The organism is Nitrosospira multiformis, assembly GCF_900103165.1.
Classification (GTDB): domain Bacteria; phylum Pseudomonadota; class Gammaproteobacteria; order Burkholderiales; family Nitrosomonadaceae; genus Nitrosospira; species Nitrosospira multiformis_D.
Window position 1 is genome coordinate 2401002 of record NZ_FNKY01000001.1, and the last position, 16504, is coordinate 2417505.

A 16504-nucleotide genomic window follows, 5' to 3' on the forward strand; every position below is an offset into this window, starting at 1 on the left:
CAACTTTCTTCTGTTGTACCATCATTTTCTTGCCTTCTGCTTTCCGCTTAATGCTCAGTTAAATGTGGTAATGGATTTCATCCTTATGTTAATAAATTCCCGCAGCATTCCGGTTTCAGATTCGAAAATAGCTTCGACAAGACCCGTTCTAGCTTCGGGATGAGAAAAAAATATCTTCAGCAGCATCTCATTTTTCTTGTAAAGCTCTTCGACCATCAGCACCTTGTAATTTGGATAGTGGACGGACAATATTTTTTCGATTTTTACTCTTATGTTATGAGGTATGGCGGAAAGTTTTATTCTTTTTTCCTCCGCTAGCACCTTGCCTTCCGCGTCATAATTGATCGAAAATTGATTCCCGCCTTTTTCGTAATACACATCATAACTGGTCATGCCATCTTTCAGCTTGCGTTTATAAGTAAATTCCCGCTCTTCATACCCTTTGGGCAAAACCATTAAGACTTCGGCAGGCAAGTCCTTTTTACGTACCACCTCCTCAACTTCTGTCTTGTGATAGGTTCCCTGTTCGGTTGAAGTGCATGCACTGAGGAAAACAAGACACGCAGCAATTACTACGATTGTAATGCGGCACATGAATTTCCCTTTTTTTTAATCGGTAAACAGGTCATCATTGAACTGATCTCATCCTTATGCTAACTATATACTAGCCCGGACGATGCTAAAGGCATTACAGGGAAATCATATCCTTTTGGTCACGGGTTCTTTGGCCGCATAGGCAGTTTGTTTCCATCCATGGCCACCGCGATTGAAAACTTATTAATCAAAATTATGTGACCAGCTAAACTGCAATAGATTGAAATAGCGTATATCGTGTTTATCCACGACCACTCTTTGGAGTAAAGGTCCCACTTCAAACCTTCCATACTTCGCGGTTTGGTAACCGATCCCTGCGTAGGCCCAGTTTTCATTGTATATTGCACCGCTAACCCCTGATGTAATGAAATAAAATTCATTATAAGTATTGAGATAAAATTCTCCATTGTTTAATTCTTCACCCTGCAAGGGCACCAGAAGCCCTAGCTGATAACGAAGTCTTGTGCCGAGGAATTTTTGTTCGGGTGCTTTATCATGGATAAATCTTTGTTCGAAGCGGACTCGATGGGTCACTCGCCCAAAATCGAAATCCGAACTATAGACAACCTGTTGGAAAAGCCGATTCTCATTAACAAAGTTATCAAAAAGGGGACTCGTTTTCTGGTAAATGTATCCTAAAAAAACAAAATTAAGGTTCGAACTGTATTTGTAAGTGGGGCCGACCAGAAAATAATTTTGTATATTAGTGGGAGCATGTTCCCCTCCATAGGTTTTATCGACCAGGTTGGCATTTTCTGATGTGAAGACGTTTAAATCCCAGCGATCGAAAACTTGTTTGGTTAAGGATATCTGGGTGCGAAACTCATAGAATTGATGTGTGTTATCAGCATATGAACAATTGCTGAAAATAAAAACTACGAAAATTAAAAGTAGCTTCATGTCACGCCATGAGCTTGTTTCAAATAAATGCATGCAAAGCTCTTAATAAACATGGTGGTGGCAAGAGTAGAAACATGACTTCAATTCCGGGAAAAGAGGGATATACACAAACTTCGTTTGCCTATTTACTTTTCCACTTAGTTACACCATGAAAACCAACGTCTGTCCTGAATTGGCTTTCATCGCCACTCGACACAGATTAATGAGAAGCCCGAAGCACCGACAATGGCTTGAGCGATGCCGGACTGGTGCCGATCGTAGATGCCTCAAGCGAACGGCCATACCGGGTTTCGGTGCCGGAACCTTTCGCTGCAAATGGCGCGCCGGTATTGATCAACGAAAAGGCGTCTTTGGCGGTGTCTTTAGGCAATCGCACATTGGTGCCATCCGCGAGGAGAATGATTCTGGGCTCGCCTTGCTTATCGGTAATGATTCGCTCAATATTCCCATGCGCGCTGATCTCCTTGAGTTCGGCTACACGCAGTTCTTTAGGCATGACCTTTCCGTTCCATGCCGGCTTACGGCGCACCAAGGTCTGGTCCGAGGCGGTATTAGTGATGGAGTAAGCGTTGAAGCTTGATTTTCCTTCGAGTGTGCCTTGTAAGGCGACGGGGTCACCCGGCTTGACGAGCTCAGCCACATCACCTGACATGTGCGGAGGCATTCTTACCAGCGTGCCGTTATCAAGAAACACGCCGTCGACTTCTCCGAAAGGATTGATGAGATAGCGTACCGCTTTGCCTTGCAGACTCGTCAGGGCTGGTTGAGCATGCTTCTCATTCTTTGCATAAGCGGTGGGTGTAAGAACAACAAAACCCGTAAGCATGAGTACAAGAATTGTCTTGTGCATAGTTTGCATGGTGGCTCCGATTTAATGATTAATGGAACTTCCACCCCCTACTACGCAATTAATGTGCCAGAATAATAATTGTTTTTAAACAGATATATAGCAGAAGTTAAAGGATCGCCTGTCCGTTCAGTAGACGACTGTTGTCCTTTTTGGGGACATCCATCAGATCTCTATTCGGGTGGATTTTAGATATCGAAGCCTTGAAGGTTGTCTTGGACACAACCAGCTGAGGCAAATATGAAAAAGAAAACGGTCAGGACGACTAAATCCCAATGCTATAAGCAATAAAGAGCAGGAGATTATTCACTTTTCGTTACGTTTCAGAGAATCGAGAAAGCTTATCCTTCTGCCTTTCCTGAAACAAACGAACGCTACAGAACATCTAAACGATTGCAATATCCACGCAACCAAAAAAAATTACTCTGGCTAAAACTTGTTCATAAATTTCCCACGGCCATGAGGGTTGCCCAACGGAAGAGCTTTATGTAAAACTACGCCATTAACAAGTAAATACCCATGTGTAAGTAGTGAAACAGGCTCATCGGGCAGCCACTAGGAGATTTTGCATGAAAAACCTGATTATTCTGTTGGCCGGACTGATGGCTCCGGCATTCTCGGCCTTTGCGGAAATGCGTGATATCCACGATGCGCATATTGCCGACGTTGTGGTTACCGCAAGTAGCATTGCTATCGAGGCTGGCAGGCTGGCACAGTCCAAGTCATCCAATGAAGACATCAAAGCCTACGCGCAACGGATGGTCGGTGAACACACGGAAGTCAGCCAGTCGGCCATTGAACTGGTGACGAAACTCAAGGTGGAGCTTCAGGATAATCCAATCAGCCAAAGTCTGAGAGCCGACGGTGAAACAGATCTCGCCAGGCTACAGGTGCTGCGTGGACAGGAATTCGATAAAGCTTACATTGATCAAAAAGTCGTCCTTTACCAGCACGTGCTGGATACAATTGACAACCGGTTGATGCCTAACGCCAGCAATGAAGAACTGAAGGTCCTGCTGTACAAGCTCTTTGCACCATTTTCCTTGCATCTTGAAGATGCCCAACAGATCCAGGAGTCCCTGAGCAAACCAGACCGCTTACCCGATCGGAAAAGCCAGGCTCCCGGCGGATTTGCCGCTGAAAATGGAGCCTTTGCCAAGCTGATGCTATAACCCGTTAACAGGCCCTAGTATCTCGGATGGTCTTTATGAAACCAGACCCGAAGATGTATCTCGCAGCAACCCCCGGTTCTCCATTTCCCAGCCTAATCTGTCCATCGCCTGGGCGTGGATGACATCCAGCGTGTCATATGCCTGATTGCGGTAGGACACCGCCTTGAGCATGCCGCACGACATGGATTTGCGTATCTCGCGTAATCCTATTTTTTCTCCGCAGTAGGCGCGGATCATCTGCTCGATGCTTCGGCGGCTATGCAACCCCGTGCCGAAGTTGGCCGCCAGATGGTGCGTCAGCAACTCAAACCCGCTCGCTTCCCTTCCGAACTGAACCCGGACGTAGGCCATATGCACGGAAGGCAATATGCGCTCGCATAAGCTGAGTATCAGCGCCGCCTGGGCATGGCGGTCATGCACCGTCAGTTCGCCATTCCCCGCCATGCCCCCTGACCTATTGGCTTCACGCATGTCATTGACGGAGGATATTTTCACGATTGGCCTGTTACTGGTTTCATACGCCCATCTCAGGGCGCGCTCCGGACTGCTGAATTTCATTTGTCATGCTCCTTATGTTGATATGACAGGCAACGCTTGCCGTGTTTGCGCCCTTTTCCACAATACTTGATGGATTGTGAAATCATTTGGATCGTTTCTTCGTGCCGGCAGCCGTGGCACGACTGCGCTTGCCTGCGGGCAACGACATACTCCGGATTTCCATACTCCCAGCGCTCAAGACCTGGCGATTCGCCGCAACCCATGCCGATATTGTGCATCGTCGCCTTCACCATCCCTGCCACTCTCCCTGGCGGGATATGTCATTCGATGTTCCGGCAGAATCCCGCACCACCTGTTTTGCCGCTTTCAATCGCTTGCAGGTCGGTGCGATATCCTCCACACCCTCGATCGCGCACCACATGGCGAGTCCATCTTCGATAAATCCGGCCCGGATAAATGCTGTGCCGATGTCCTGCCAGCGGCATTCACGATCGGCCTTCGACCAGGCTACGCCGCCACCGACCCCGGCGGCGGAACCGCCCAGCGAGTAGGTATCGCGGCACGGCGCGGTCGGCACCATGAGCCCAAGTCCGATATTGGGGTTGTTGCGCACATCGTGTATACCCAGACTCACGGTCTGGCTATTTCCCGTGTTGTAGGCCATCCCACCCTGCCCTCCCGTTGCCGTGGTAATGGAGGTTTGAGTCTGATGCGAGCTCGACAAGGCGCCGGCAACCGCCGCGGCCTGCGCGGCTGCTTGAGTGCCTTGACCAGGATCGATCCCGAGACCGGGCTGGGCTTGCGCCCGGGCCTCGACATGAACAAACAAAACCATTGCCGTCATGGTTGCCAGTCCGGCTTTTAAGCCGAATTTCCTCACTTGATTCTCTCCCATGACCGATCTTTCAGATGATGTTCCATTATGCTGTTCCCTTTTATCCTGTTTTCGACGATATTTCATGATTTTGAGTTATTTTGAGCGCTGTTAGATGCTTTTATCTCTTTCATTCCAACCTTCACCTTTGATATGCTTTCTTTCTTGCTATCCAATTCCCACGTTCCGGAGCGCTACAGCCGCCGTTTCTGTTTCCTCCAGTTCATCGCGCAGTTGCTTGAATCCAAGCACGGGCTTGTCAGTGCCGCCGTACAACACCTGTCTGGCTAGTTGCTCATTCCCGATCAGCACCGGCGGGTCAGTCTTGAAACCTTTCTGGTTGTTATGTGCTGTCGCCATGCCCATCAAACTGGCTGGATATTCCGGATATTCGTTACGCGAACGAAACCCGCGATAGCGGTTCTCGAATTCCTTTGCCACAAAGGGCCATTCATCTTCGCCCTTGCTTCCCAGCGCAATCCATCCGCCCATGTCCTGTATCACACGATGAATCAGCGCATCGTCAAACACCACGTCGCAGTACGTTCCAATTCGGCGTACCGCCTGATCGACCTTAGCCCAGGCTCGTAGCGCGGAATCCTGAGTGGAACCCTGCAACATGCGGATGATATCGGCGGGTTTGGGCGGAAACTGCCCCGCGTCCGGATTCGCCAGGTGCCGATTAAAGGCATCCACGATCGCCGCCAAATCATGTCCTTTGAGCGCAGTCCACCATACATCCAGCGCAAAGCTCGAAACGCTCCGGCCATAAAAACCCATTACGCCGACAATGCCATCGTGGAATTTCTGGAAATCATTGGTTTGCATGCTGGTTCTCCCCTGATTTCGGTTCTTCTGATTCCCTGCCCCTCAATTCCGGGGGCAGCCAGCCTTGAGTGGCGGCCTTATTCGATGCCTCAAGCAATTCCTGCCGGTTAGGCATCCGACCCTGGTGCAACACCAGTTTTGCCGCCTCTTCGCGCTGCCGTTTCACTGTGCCGATAACGTAGGCAAAGTTCGCTTTTCCCTTGGTGGCGGCGCTTCGCGCGGCCTGCACAAATTCCTCTTCCACCGCTCCCGCTCGCAGCAGCGCCAGTAATGTCGGATGATGCGGATTGCAAGCCTTTACGCCATGCCGCGTCATGCTTTTACAACACGCACCCGCCACGCCTGGCGGCACCGGGGCTGCGACGCCATTTCCATGGTATGTACGGACCATGGACTCGCGGGCAGGCAACGGATCGCATATGCATTTCTCTTCCTCTGTGGGATAAGAAGTTTGTGTATGAATACTTTCCAAGTCTTTATGGAACTGGTGCTGGTGCTGGTGGGCTTTGCCGCCGGGTTCCGTCCCGGTAGCCTGGTGGGTTATCTCAACGGTGGGATTTTCGGAACCGGCAAATAACCCAGGGGGTTTTTGCGGAATCTCGTTCCTGTCTTCATTTCCGGGCTCTTTCTCTTTGGAAGGACGCCCTCCTTTCCTGCCATTGATTCTCGCAGCCTCTATCTTCGGCCGGGCTTTGGCGATTTCACGGTCCGCGCGGGCGTTATGGCGTAAGCCATCAATTTCGGAAACGGGAAAAAATTGATCCGCAACCGCCTTGACGGCATGTTGCTCCACCCGTGTCATGGCCCTGCAAACTCTGAAAAGTGCGGGAAGCTCTTTAGGCAATGGCTTTTCAACACTGAAATAAGTATCCAGCAGCATCGTATAAGCGCCGTGTTCAGCCAGGGAGAGATGCGCGGTGTCGCGTTGATAATCACCGCAATAGCGTTCGTAGTAATTCACTCAAATAACCTTGTTTGCTTCATTTCTTTTAGCTTTTAAGTGGCTTAAGCCCACTTCTTTCTCGAAATTAAATGATTGGCCTGCTGTTTTTTGGTGTGAAATGCTGATGAGGCGGATTATTACAAGTTTCACTTGTACATGTCAAGTTATTCTTGTAATCAAACTGCAAGCGTTGCTTGTATCATTGCTATAAATTGTGGCAAACATTTCTTTGGCGTACTGGCATCCCGCAAGCATGGATATTGCGAAAATTATTCGCGAAGGGCGTGAGAAGCTTGACTTGAACCAATCTCAATTGGCCAAGCTAATCGGCGTCTCTCCGCAGGCAGTTCAGCAATGGGAGTCAGGCGCGACGCAACCCCGCGGAAAGCGGTTGAACAAAATTGCGGAAATACTCAAACTGCCACTGGCGCAGATGCATTTCGGGCTGCCCCTGCCGCAGTCAGAACAGGTAGCGGAAACAACACCGCCGCCATCCGAATCCGGTAAGGCAATTTCGGGTAGATCGTCCAAAGTTGCCGCCGAAGCGCCTGTTTCCGGCAGGGAAGCACTGATAAAGGAAGTTGCAAGCGCAATGCGGCGCATGTCGGATGAAGATGCGTTTCGCCTGCTGACGATAAGCAAAGCGCTTATCGCTGCCGAACGGGGTGAAAAAGCAGAAGAGGCGATGATAGATCTGAAACCTTTACCGAAGCCGGATTTGGCGCCTCACCCGCCTCCGGCATTTCCTGCGCGCCGGATGCCCTCGAGAGTCAAGACTAGGGGAAAGACGGCAATCTGATAGAAGACAGCAATACAGGCATCAGCAAAATCGCCGGAAATTTGATAGGCGCGGCAGAAACTAGCGGGGATGTTATTGAAGAGGTGGATAAATCAGCGCAAGCCATCTAAAATAAAAATGCGTGGTTATTCATCAACAACGAGTAACCCCGCATGGCGGCAATCTGCTAGGACGTTTAAAATGACTGGATTGTTGCCAGGCTAGGCACGGGGAGGCGCATAGTTATTCATATGCAACGACGAGCAACGCCGCATGGCGGCAATCCAGTCATTTTTGGAGTTGATATGAAGTTCGGCATCACTGTACTCGCTGTTTTGATGGCTGGGGTCATACACGACACGCACGCGGAAACGCCGCAACTCAGAGACCGGCAGACCGGAAAATATTTGGGAAATCTCAGCGCAAACCCCCATGACCCCAATTCCACCAGTAATCCTTATGGACAATACGGAAGCCAATACAGCGCGGATTCCATCAACAATCCCTACGGCCGGTATGGAAGCCCGTACAGCAACGATAGCGCCAATAACCCTTACGCGACCAACCCTCCGGCAATAATCGACCCGCAGAGATGAAAACAATGTCCGAACCCTACGACAATCTGGAGATGCTGTTTGCTTTTCATATTTCGGAAAAGGCACGCGCCAGGCAGGAACGATATATTCAGCAATTCCCCGAGCATTTGCACGAAACGGAAAAACGGCATTACACACTCGAGCGCGCGGTGAAGGAGGTGCTGGCAGAAGTCGCCGAGGTGGCGTTGCTCATCAAGGAGCTTGAATCTTTGCCCCATTCGGGACAATAACGAACGTTCTTATTCAAATTCATAAATCTGAACACTTACCCATTTGGAGCTAATTATGAAACTCATCATCCTCGCCCTGCTCGGCACATTGATGCTTTCCTCATGCGTTATGGGAGGAAAAATGACGGGGCTGCGAGAAGGACTCACGAAAGACGAAGTGATAAGAATTGTTGGCAACCCCGATGGCTACCAGCGCACCGGCGAGTATGAAGTCCTGCTCTACATTGAGCGGCGCACCAGCGCCTGGTCTTTTTTCTCAGGCTCCATTCATGACATCGTCGATTATTCGGTAATTCTGAAAGATGACCAGGTGATAGAATATGGTCCTGGCAGAGCCCAGCAACGCGAGTCTGGTGAAATCCCGTTCCGGCGGATTCCCTACCGGTAAGGCTTCATACTCCCTCCCCTCTCACCTTTTAGAACGGTGACGTTGTCCCGGTCGCACAATTTTCCTTGACAATTACAAGTTTCACTTGTAATATTTGACCTGTGCCGTACTTCATTGCGGCATTTACGGAACCACCCGCGAAACAGACGCGTAGCCCGAACCAGCATAGCCTCGATCCAGTAAGCCCCTTGTGGCGTGGAAAGACAAGCGGCTAGCGACGGAAAAGCGCAAAGAAATGTCCAGGCCGTGCCTGGCGCGGAACTCGGTCCGATTTGAAAGGACCAGAATAATCCAAAACTTGTAATCAATACGCTAAGGATTGAATCATGGGACGCTGGGCTGAATTATGGACCGAACACCGCCCGGCGCCCCTCTCCCTCACCGATACCGAGATACTGGACTGGCTGGGCGAATACTGTGACCAAGCCATTTATACCCGCCCCACTCCGGAATATACCGGTGGCTTCACATTATTCTGCGATGACATCAAGACCAGCGCGGCCACCCTGCGCGCCGCCGTTTGTCTGGCGGCGGCGAAGTGGAAGGAGGTAAATGAATAGCTCTTTTGTCGGATTACGCCTCGTTAATCTGACCTGTCAAGGTTTACCGTTCGTAAGATATTCTTTACCTAAGCACGGATAGGGATACCAGAGGCAACTACTCGATTTTCAGCATCCGCAACCCCTGCCTTTCTAAGCGCCTCCACAAATGCCTGGTACATCACCAATGGATACGGAGATGGGCCAATTATTAGACGGTCAAATAAGCGCGAAAACTCCAAATGGCTAAGTGACTCTGAAACCGTTACGTCGAGCGGCAACTTATAAACCAACTGCGGAACCCCTCCAAAAAACTCAGTTGAGGATTCTATGTGTAGCGAGGGCGAGCGCCCAGGGCCACAGATAACGCGCCATTCCCTTTCTTCGTGAAAGCCCTCGTGCTTAAGACACTCAACGCTAAATTCAAGCATACTGAAAACAGCTTTCACAATAAGCGAACGATCTACTGAACGCAGAAAATCGCTATTCGCATCTATATTCCCAATAACTTTGTCCATCATCTCGTGCGCTTTATCCTTTGGCAGATATGCCACGGGGCTAAAACTAACATTCAATGTGCCTGCTTTTTCAGCATACCAAGGCAGCTTTAAGACAATACCTACGCGAGCACCGTTGCCGCCAAAAGCGCGCCACATTGATAATCGTCCGTGTGAATCCTCTTTATCATCATGTTCTGATATTGACATGATGTAGGTGTTCCACTGGATCTCATCCGACCATCGATCAAATAAAGTTATAGCTTCATCCCCCGCACCGGGAGCACAGCTATCAAGAGCCTTAATAAATGCATCCTTTTTGCCCTTATCCGAAAGGAATCCCTGAAGAATTTCAAAGCCGTGCTGCACTTCGCGGTAATCTGACATGCACCTTGTGTTACGCATCCACATGCGTTTGCTGTTAATGATGTTGAGCGCTGCCTCGGCTGAAGTATAATGAACAAACCGTGCCTCACTTTTTGTCCCACTTTCGTAAAATGAATTCTTTTTCTTGGTAGCTTCGGGCATAAAAATACCCTCAAGTTGCAACCAGAGCTGAAATTGCTCTGGTGTAAGAATCATCTCTTGAGCTTCTTTCGTCATTGTGCGAGCCTTAAGTCGTAATATTAGTATTTGTAGGCCATAACGGCGGTTGCGCCTCTTTCCCGATTTCACGGGTGGATCCTGGTTCGTGCTGTGCGCGAAGCCAGATCGTAATGCTTCGTGAACTACGTTTTGATCAACCGCCAGCGTGTCGCAAAATCGGCATCACCCTCAGGGAGCGACCAGATGCAATGCAGATGGTCATATGCCTGATTACGCTGCGCTGATCCGACCTGCTTCAAAATGCAAACCAATAAAAAGCCCGGCACACAGGGTCAATGCGGCCGGGCTAGGGCTCCAACTAGCATTACAAGATAGAAGTCGCCCTAAGTCATATCTTACACGCTTCGAACAAATCATCCATTGGACTGAAGTCCAGCATCGTATCGTCTATACACCGCTACTTCTTTCTGCCCAGCGAGGTTTTGATCAGCTTTACCTGTTCAAAATGGCCGGCAAGGCTTGCCCGCCTCAGGCTCAATAAATGCTTTAGCTCCTCATTCTTTGCGCTTGGAATCAGCTTCCCATCCCATAAATCGAGCGCTTGCTGGTGGGATTCCACTTCATGATTGACATAATCCAGATCGAATAATATGCCGTTCAGCTTCCTGAGTTTCTCCAGGTATTTCTCCCCATCGGCCTTCAAAGTGTCGCTGATCGAACTGCTCTGCGGCGTTATATTTTTCTTTTTCGCCCAGTCATTGAATTGCGAGGTGGAATCATTATGCTCTTCTGCCAAACGGTGACCGAACGCCTTCACATCTGGATGGGATGACGTGGATTGGGCCAGAATACCGCCATTGATTTCAGCCTGATTCACGGCCAGGACGATACCAACGATTTCCGCGTCACTGAGTGCTTTCGTTTCAGCAGCGGCTGCAAAGATCGGGACTATCAGCGCGATGACCAGCATGAGCAGTTTTTTCATGGGACACTCCTATTTTCGATTTTGGGATTACTGAATGATTTTGAGAGCAACTAGGGCCTGTTAACACTTATTTTGCACCCGCGACGGCGACGGATTTCATCCAGTACGAGGCATGAGCCGCGCGGCGGAGCAGGCCTCCGTAAGCGGCGAGTAACGAAGGGCTGGGTGAAATCCGTTCCGTCCCTTCGGGTTGCGTACAAAAAACTCGGATGCCGCGTTTTTTGTGTAGCAACGCGGGTACGAAATAAGTGTTAACAGGCCCTAATAGCCTCGATCGCTCGTTCGAAATCCGGATCGGATTCGCGGAGGCGCGAAGCCTGCACAAGATGCCTCAAGATCGCCGGTCGCCTAAAAGCGATAGCCGTATCGCCCGCCAAGGGAATCCATGCCTTCGTTGGGATCGGCAAAGTTGGCGTTGGAAACATGATCAAAATACACCGATAATGAACTTCTGGCACCGACACGATACCCGATTTCGATCGGAATGTGGAACAGAACCCGTGATCCGAGAGCCTTGCGATCATTGTGCTGTAAATGGAGATCCCCATTGTGGACCGCACCACCGAAGCCAACGCTGAAAAATAGGCCACTCGTATGATCATATTGCCAGCGAACACCCGAATAGAGCTTGGACGTATCCCCGGCAGTGCTCACCGAACCCCCCAGGGCGGGACGAATGAACCCACCCAGAATTTTGTATTGTGGCGAGAAAATCGCTTCCAGATTGAAATCGGCGCCACTCTCGCGACGAAAGCCGCTCCACAAAGCGCCGGTGTCATGGTGAAGCACGCCGAGCTTTACCTCATGTAGCCACGCGGCTGCCTTCCACTCATTTGTGTACCCATGGGATGAGGCAATACACCCCAGGCTGAAAATCCATGCCTTGATAATTTGTGCGCGCATTATCAAATCCTTCGAATCAGAACCCGGCTCCGTTGGCAGGACGGAAAGAACGGTCAACCACGGGCTTAATTCATGGATTTAATCTTTCGCACGAACCTGCCGCATCGACTAAAAGAAGTGTGAGGGCTGTACTATGAAGTGGTCAAGCAATTTCAAGTTCATGATGGGTGAATCGCTGCGATCCGTCAGGCTCGGAGAGAGCAGACAAAGTTTTGCAGGTCAGATTAACGGAGTGATCCGACGACGCTAGTCCACGAGAGCCTCGCCATAGCGATGCGGAGGTGTAAAAAACTCGAGGGGGTGAGCATGAATAATCTATATGGTATTGCCGAAATGTTCTTAAACAAAAGCCCGCCGAAGCGGGCCTGTTTTGACCTGTGGATTGATTTCAGGATTTCTTGCGACGGCTAAAACCCAGACCTGCCAAACCGAGGCCAAGAAGTGCAAAAGTGGTGGGTTCAGGCACCTCACCAATCTGAGCTGGTGGAAGCGGTATCTCATTTACAGTGCCAGTCAGGTTCAGGATAAGGCTATAGGCGGTCCGGCTGGATGCCGCGCCGACATCCGCGTCCGACAGGCCTAATATGTAGCTGGCGTTGAAAATTCCGGCTGAGGAAGTATCCAGCATGGCCAGCCAGTTGAAGCTTGAACCCTGACCCAAGCCGCTGAAACTGCTCAAATCGGTTGATAGCATACCAGTGTCGCCGCTGCCGGAGATGCTGTCGAAATCGAGGCCGACCCGGTTGGCATCAGCCAGATTGAAGAGGCTGAATCCAAGGCTAGCGGCGTCGCCCACATGAAAAACACCAAAGTCCAGGTTCAAGGTCAACATTGTCGAGGAACCATCAAACGATGGGGCGGCATGCAGCAGGTAATCATAAGTGGCGCCGATATTGCCCGCCCAGTTGACAGTATATCCCGTGGTCTCGGTGCCGGTAAAAGCGCCAGCTCCCTGCGTCGCCTCCAGTACTGGGGCTGTGCGCGTCAGCGTCACATCGCCGGTGCCGACATAACTATCCAGATTGGCGGAAGATACCGCTTGACTCAGGTTGGTAGTAGTAGCGGAACTTGTGGTAGCGCTGCCGGTACAAGCACCCTTAAGCTTATCCACGCAGGTATCGCTATTGCTGATGGAAGAAAAGGACGCATTTATGCCGGCTCCCGAAATACTGGCTGTGCTGTTGCCGCTACCGCTCGAGGTAACCGTGCTATTAGCACCCGTACCACCACCAGCAGTGGATTTGACCCAGGTGCTTTGTGTCCGGGTCGAGGTGAGATCGAGAGTAGCACCCATCAGAACGCCTTGAGTCGAGTTAAACTGATTGATCGCACTGGTCCCGAAACTGGCACCGTTGTTGTTACTCGCGCCTCCGCCCTCGCTATCGGAAACGCTTGCGGAGTTGCTAAAGCCTGCCGGGGCAGTACTGATCAGAAGCGCATTGGCCGACTGCGGCATCAGTGCCAGAGCGCCCAACGCAAGAACGATCTTTTGGTTTAACGTACTGGGTGCGAATCTCATTTCATCTTCCTATCTGAAAATTGTTAAAGGGGCAGTTTTACAGGGATGTTCAAATTATCCGTGTTCGCTGCAATGTCTACTTAAGCATTTACCATGCCAGATATATAAGAGCATGATATCAAATCTGTTTTTTCTAAAAATAGCTTCGTCGAATGCTGCAAGAGTAAATTTCTTCGACGCTACCCGTCCAACTTATTGAATCTTCCCTGCCGCATCAAACTGCTTTAACAGCCAACAATTTCATTTTTCCATATTCCAAGCGCATTGCCTATTGGACTGAAGTACAGTCTAAAAAAACAAGGTGTTCCAGAAAGTTAGCGGAGATACTGACGTTCCTGCAGGCAGCCCGCCGATCACAAAAAAGCCCGGCTCGCAGGGTCAATGCGGCCGGGCCGGGAGCCCGCTACTAATGGAGGAAAGAGTAGACACCCGAAGTCACATCTTACAGAGTTTGAGCATATCTACCATTAGACTGAAGTACAGGATTGGTGTTACGTTTGCAGGCCGGACCGGTGTAATATAGTTCGACAGTGTACCCATATCGCATACCAGATCCCTAAATCCTTCATCCTAAATCCGGTAGTTAGACGGGTGAAATGCACTGTTTTTGGGGTACAGCGCAAGGCGCAGCGACGCGGAATACGACCGCGCAGGGCGGAGCGGTGCCTTCCGCAGGAAGGTGCGACCCCGAAGCGGGCGGGCGCCCCATGCACATGGAACGCGATCGCGGCATCCCCTACGCCGGCCCGGCCATCTATGATACGTCGTCATCATTTCCTTCCCGCCACATGAGATATAAAACCGCAATCACGATGATCGTGACCGGCATGATGACGTATAAGCCCATCGCATACCCTGCCCCATCATCGTGATCATGGGGCGGCGGCGTGCTCATTATCTTGTAGCCATGACCGATGCTGACTGTGAAGACCAGAATGAGGCCCGCGATCCGCCGGTTCCGGATCAGGACGCGGCCAACCATCTGGTTGAGGAAGTGCGCCGCGTAGTAACCAATGAAATAGATCGCGATGTAAAAGATCAACGCACCCATGGGAGAGCCTTTGAATATCTGTACCTTTACCGGTAAGGGTTTGTTGGGTTTGCGGAAGTACTCGGAAGGTCTGCGATTTCTAGCACGGAGATTTCATAAAATTCGCATATTGATTTTGCGGGATTTTTTTGTAATGATATTTAGTGAACAGAGGTATAAGCATTTATATTTCTGGATGAACTAGGTTATCTCGGTATGCGTCGTCTGCCCGCTCGCATGGCAACCAGCCCAATTCCCAGCAACGCCGATGACATGGGCTCTGAAATTGGCTCAATCTGGGTAAAAGATGTCGATGTGTCTGTCATAAAAATAAGATTCGTCCCGTCAATCCCATTGATGCTTCCTACTGTATTAACGCCGCACTCCAGGCCGTCAAGCGTATTCGGGCCCGCTCCATTTATCAGGGTGTTCGCGCCATTTTTGAAGCAGGAAGATGGGTCAGCCTGAGTAAATGGCGCGTTAAACATAATCTGAAAATCCAGCCCGAGCCCTGCGGGCACCCCTTCTGAAAAATAAACCGGATCAAAGCTCTCGATAATGACCGACATCGCTCCAGTTCCAACTGCCGTGATGCTGGCCACACCGGGATAATTGTCGACCCCGGATTGATCGAGACTACCTGGGGCCACTCTTAAGGCGGAGATTGCCGTTTCCCCTCTGGCCGCAATCATGCCGGACAGTACGAGCACCGGGTCCGCGTTGGTGGCATCAGGCCCATATCCGGTGCCGTTGCCTGCATGGGCATTCGGCGTGGCATCGAAATATAACCTGAAGAAATTTTCGCCTCCGCCGATAGTATCCAGCACGACATTATTGCCGACTGTAGAGACCACCTGTTCGCGATAACCTGCAATATAGGCCCATCTATTTGGCGCTGAACCACCAATACCAACGCCATTGCTATTCTCGAGCGCGTTCAGGGAAGCATGCATGTAGCTCTGGAACACGTCACCCAGATGGTGGGTGAATATCGACGCATTGCCAACCGGTGTTAGCAGTGCATTGCCCGGCGCCCAATTCATGCTGCTTACGTCTATCGCAGGATCAATGCCGGGACCATCCGGATTAACGACAAGTGCATGGGCTGCACCTGTCAGCATCATGAATATGGCTGAAAATAGAAACTTATGATGGGGGCCCATTATTATCTCCTGGAGTATCTGAATCACCCTGGATTCCGCATGCCGATCATTCACCATAGACGGCTATCTCAAAAAAACAATCAGAATCACTTTTAATTATTTTTTTAAATCAGCCGCCGGAATGATACGAAACCGGCATTTCCCTCTGGCGGAAACCAGGTTAAATACACAGTAACCAATGAGATGGATCACGATGCAAAAGATCAACGCACCCGCGGGAGAACCTCTGGATAAGTCCCTACTTACCAGTTGGGACGCTGTAGCTTTGCGGAAGTACGTGCTGGAACCATGTTTGCCGAAAAAAAACGATCCTTATTTGCCCTTCTTGTTTTCGGCGTCGACTTTTTTCTCGGGCTTATTGGTACTGGTCTCGCTCTGCTGCTCCAATTTTTTAGACCGGCCCGCTTTTGCCTCATCCGCTTCGATACGTTTCGCAGCTTTTTCCCAAGGATATTCCCGAGGCTCTTCTTTCTGCGCAAAAACCTGGGCGGAGAGCGACGCGGAGAATAAGACGAATAGAATTTTCCTCATGAGACTTCTGGTGAAATAGTAGGTCTGAATTTGTCAGACAACAATAAGGGTAATGAATCGCTTAATAAATCGGCTGAGCCGCCTTCATGGAGGTGGCCGGAATTATTCAAATCCAAAAATCACGCTTGTGGCGCCGCTAAATA

21 protein-coding genes are annotated in these 16504 nt (G+C 50.3%); 6 read left to right on the forward strand and 15 right to left on the reverse strand.

Annotated features, from left to right (window positions below; genetic code table 11):
• Window positions 1-54: 54 nt before the first annotated feature.
• The 3 genes from BLR00_RS10780 to BLR00_RS10790 all read right to left on the reverse strand — a co-directional run bounded on the left by BLR00_RS10780 (window position 55) and on the right by BLR00_RS10790 (window position 2353).
• Window positions 55-594, reverse strand: a complete 540-nt coding sequence (locus tag BLR00_RS10780; protein ID WP_074632435.1) for a hypothetical protein — start codon at window positions 592-594, stop codon at window positions 55-57.
• A 183-nt stretch (window positions 595-777) separates the two neighbouring features.
• Entirely contained in the window at window positions 778-1527 is a 750-nt protein-coding gene (locus BLR00_RS10785) for a DUF2490 domain-containing protein (protein WP_081346729.1), read from the reverse strand.
• A 166-nt stretch (window positions 1528-1693) separates the two neighbouring features.
• Complete coding sequence (locus tag BLR00_RS10790; protein WP_074632439.1) at window positions 1694-2353, reverse strand: hypothetical protein; 660 nt, start codon at window positions 2351-2353, stop codon at window positions 1694-1696.
• 557 nt (window positions 2354-2910) lie between these two features.
• On the opposite strand from BLR00_RS10790, the gene BLR00_RS10795 reads away from it, so the two are divergent.
• Window positions 2911-3513: a DUF4142 domain-containing protein gene (locus BLR00_RS10795; protein WP_074632440.1), complete on the forward strand. Its 603-nt coding sequence runs from the start codon at window positions 2911-2913 to the stop codon at window positions 3511-3513.
• Between the two features lie 33 nt (window positions 3514-3546).
• On the opposite strand, the gene BLR00_RS10800 is transcribed toward BLR00_RS10795, so the two are convergent.
• The 5 genes from BLR00_RS10800 to BLR00_RS10820 all read right to left on the reverse strand — a co-directional run bounded on the left by BLR00_RS10800 (window position 3547) and on the right by BLR00_RS10820 (window position 6674).
• Window positions 3547-4071, reverse strand: coding sequence for a hypothetical protein (locus BLR00_RS10800; protein WP_074632441.1), 525 nt, complete (start codon window positions 4069-4071; stop codon window positions 3547-3549).
• Window positions 4068-4304: a hypothetical protein gene (locus BLR00_RS10805; protein WP_074632444.1), complete on the reverse strand. Its 237-nt coding sequence runs from the start codon at window positions 4302-4304 to the stop codon at window positions 4068-4070. Before BLR00_RS10805 ends, BLR00_RS10800 begins: the two co-directional genes overlap by 4 nt.
• Window positions 4298-4906: a hypothetical protein gene (locus BLR00_RS10810; protein WP_074632446.1), complete on the reverse strand. Its 609-nt coding sequence runs from the start codon at window positions 4904-4906 to the stop codon at window positions 4298-4300. The genes BLR00_RS10805 and BLR00_RS10810 overlap by 7 nt, the downstream gene beginning before the upstream one ends.
• Window positions 4907-5053: 147 nt before the next feature.
• Entirely contained in the window at window positions 5054-5713 is a 660-nt protein-coding gene (locus tag BLR00_RS10815) for a DUF6475 domain-containing protein (RefSeq protein WP_074632448.1), read from the reverse strand.
• Window positions 5700-6674 carry a YdaU family protein gene (locus BLR00_RS10820; RefSeq protein ID WP_074632450.1) on the reverse strand — a complete coding sequence of 325 codons (975 nt, stop codon included), beginning with the start codon at window positions 6672-6674 and terminating at the stop codon, window positions 5700-5702. The genes BLR00_RS10815 and BLR00_RS10820 overlap by 14 nt, the downstream gene beginning before the upstream one ends.
• A gap of 235 nt (window positions 6675-6909) precedes the next feature.
• Here BLR00_RS10820 and BLR00_RS10825 point away from each other — a divergent pair, with 235 nt between their 5' ends.
• The 5 genes from BLR00_RS10825 (at window position 6910) to BLR00_RS10845 (ending at window position 9208) form a co-directional block, all read left to right on the forward strand.
• A complete protein-coding gene (locus tag BLR00_RS10825; RefSeq protein WP_074632453.1) occupies window positions 6910-7455 on the forward strand; it encodes a helix-turn-helix transcriptional regulator in 546 nt (181 codons plus the stop codon).
• A 284-nt stretch (window positions 7456-7739) separates the two neighbouring features.
• A complete protein-coding gene (locus BLR00_RS10830) occupies window positions 7740-8030 on the forward strand; it encodes a hypothetical protein (RefSeq protein ID WP_074632455.1) in 291 nt (96 codons plus the stop codon).
• Window positions 8027-8260 carry a hypothetical protein gene (locus BLR00_RS10835; protein ID WP_074632457.1) on the forward strand — a complete coding sequence of 78 codons (234 nt, stop codon included), beginning with the start codon at window positions 8027-8029 and terminating at the stop codon, window positions 8258-8260. The genes BLR00_RS10830 and BLR00_RS10835 overlap by 4 nt, the downstream gene beginning before the upstream one ends.
• A 55-nt stretch (window positions 8261-8315) precedes the next feature.
• Window positions 8316-8648 carry a hypothetical protein gene (locus tag BLR00_RS10840; protein ID WP_074632459.1) on the forward strand — a complete coding sequence of 111 codons (333 nt, stop codon included), beginning with the start codon at window positions 8316-8318 and terminating at the stop codon, window positions 8646-8648.
• Between the two features lie 326 nt (window positions 8649-8974).
• Window positions 8975-9208 (forward strand): hypothetical protein, encoded by a 234-nt coding sequence (locus tag BLR00_RS10845; protein ID WP_074632462.1) that lies wholly within the window; start codon window positions 8975-8977, stop codon window positions 9206-9208.
• Between the two features lie 68 nt (window positions 9209-9276).
• On the opposite strand, the gene BLR00_RS10850 is transcribed toward BLR00_RS10845, so the two are convergent.
• The 7 genes from BLR00_RS10850 to BLR00_RS10890 form a co-directional block, all read right to left on the reverse strand.
• Complete coding sequence (locus tag BLR00_RS10850) at window positions 9277-10287, reverse strand: DUF2971 domain-containing protein (RefSeq protein ID WP_081346730.1); 1011 nt, start codon at window positions 10285-10287, stop codon at window positions 9277-9279.
• A 400-nt stretch (window positions 10288-10687) separates the two neighbouring features.
• Entirely contained in the window at window positions 10688-11215 is a 528-nt protein-coding gene (locus BLR00_RS10860) for a DUF4142 domain-containing protein (RefSeq protein ID WP_074632464.1), read from the reverse strand.
• A 348-nt stretch (window positions 11216-11563) separates the two neighbouring features.
• Entirely contained in the window at window positions 11564-12118 is a 555-nt protein-coding gene (locus tag BLR00_RS10865; protein WP_074632466.1) for an acyloxyacyl hydrolase, read from the reverse strand.
• A 388-nt stretch (window positions 12119-12506) separates the two neighbouring features.
• A complete protein-coding gene (locus BLR00_RS10870; protein WP_074632469.1) occupies window positions 12507-13637 on the reverse strand; it encodes a PEP-CTERM sorting domain-containing protein in 1131 nt (376 codons plus the stop codon).
• A 754-nt stretch (window positions 13638-14391) separates the two neighbouring features.
• Window positions 14392-14688 carry a hypothetical protein gene (locus tag BLR00_RS10875; RefSeq protein WP_074632471.1) on the reverse strand — a complete coding sequence of 99 codons (297 nt, stop codon included), beginning with the start codon at window positions 14686-14688 and terminating at the stop codon, window positions 14392-14394.
• 185 nt (window positions 14689-14873) lie between these two features.
• Entirely contained in the window at window positions 14874-15830 is a 957-nt protein-coding gene (locus tag BLR00_RS10885) for a hypothetical protein (protein WP_107797574.1), read from the reverse strand.
• A 312-nt stretch (window positions 15831-16142) separates the two neighbouring features.
• On the reverse strand, window positions 16143-16361 hold the full coding sequence (locus BLR00_RS10890; RefSeq protein WP_074632481.1) for a hypothetical protein: 219 nt from the start codon (window positions 16359-16361) through the stop codon (window positions 16143-16145).
• Window positions 16362-16504 lie beyond the last annotated feature (143 nt).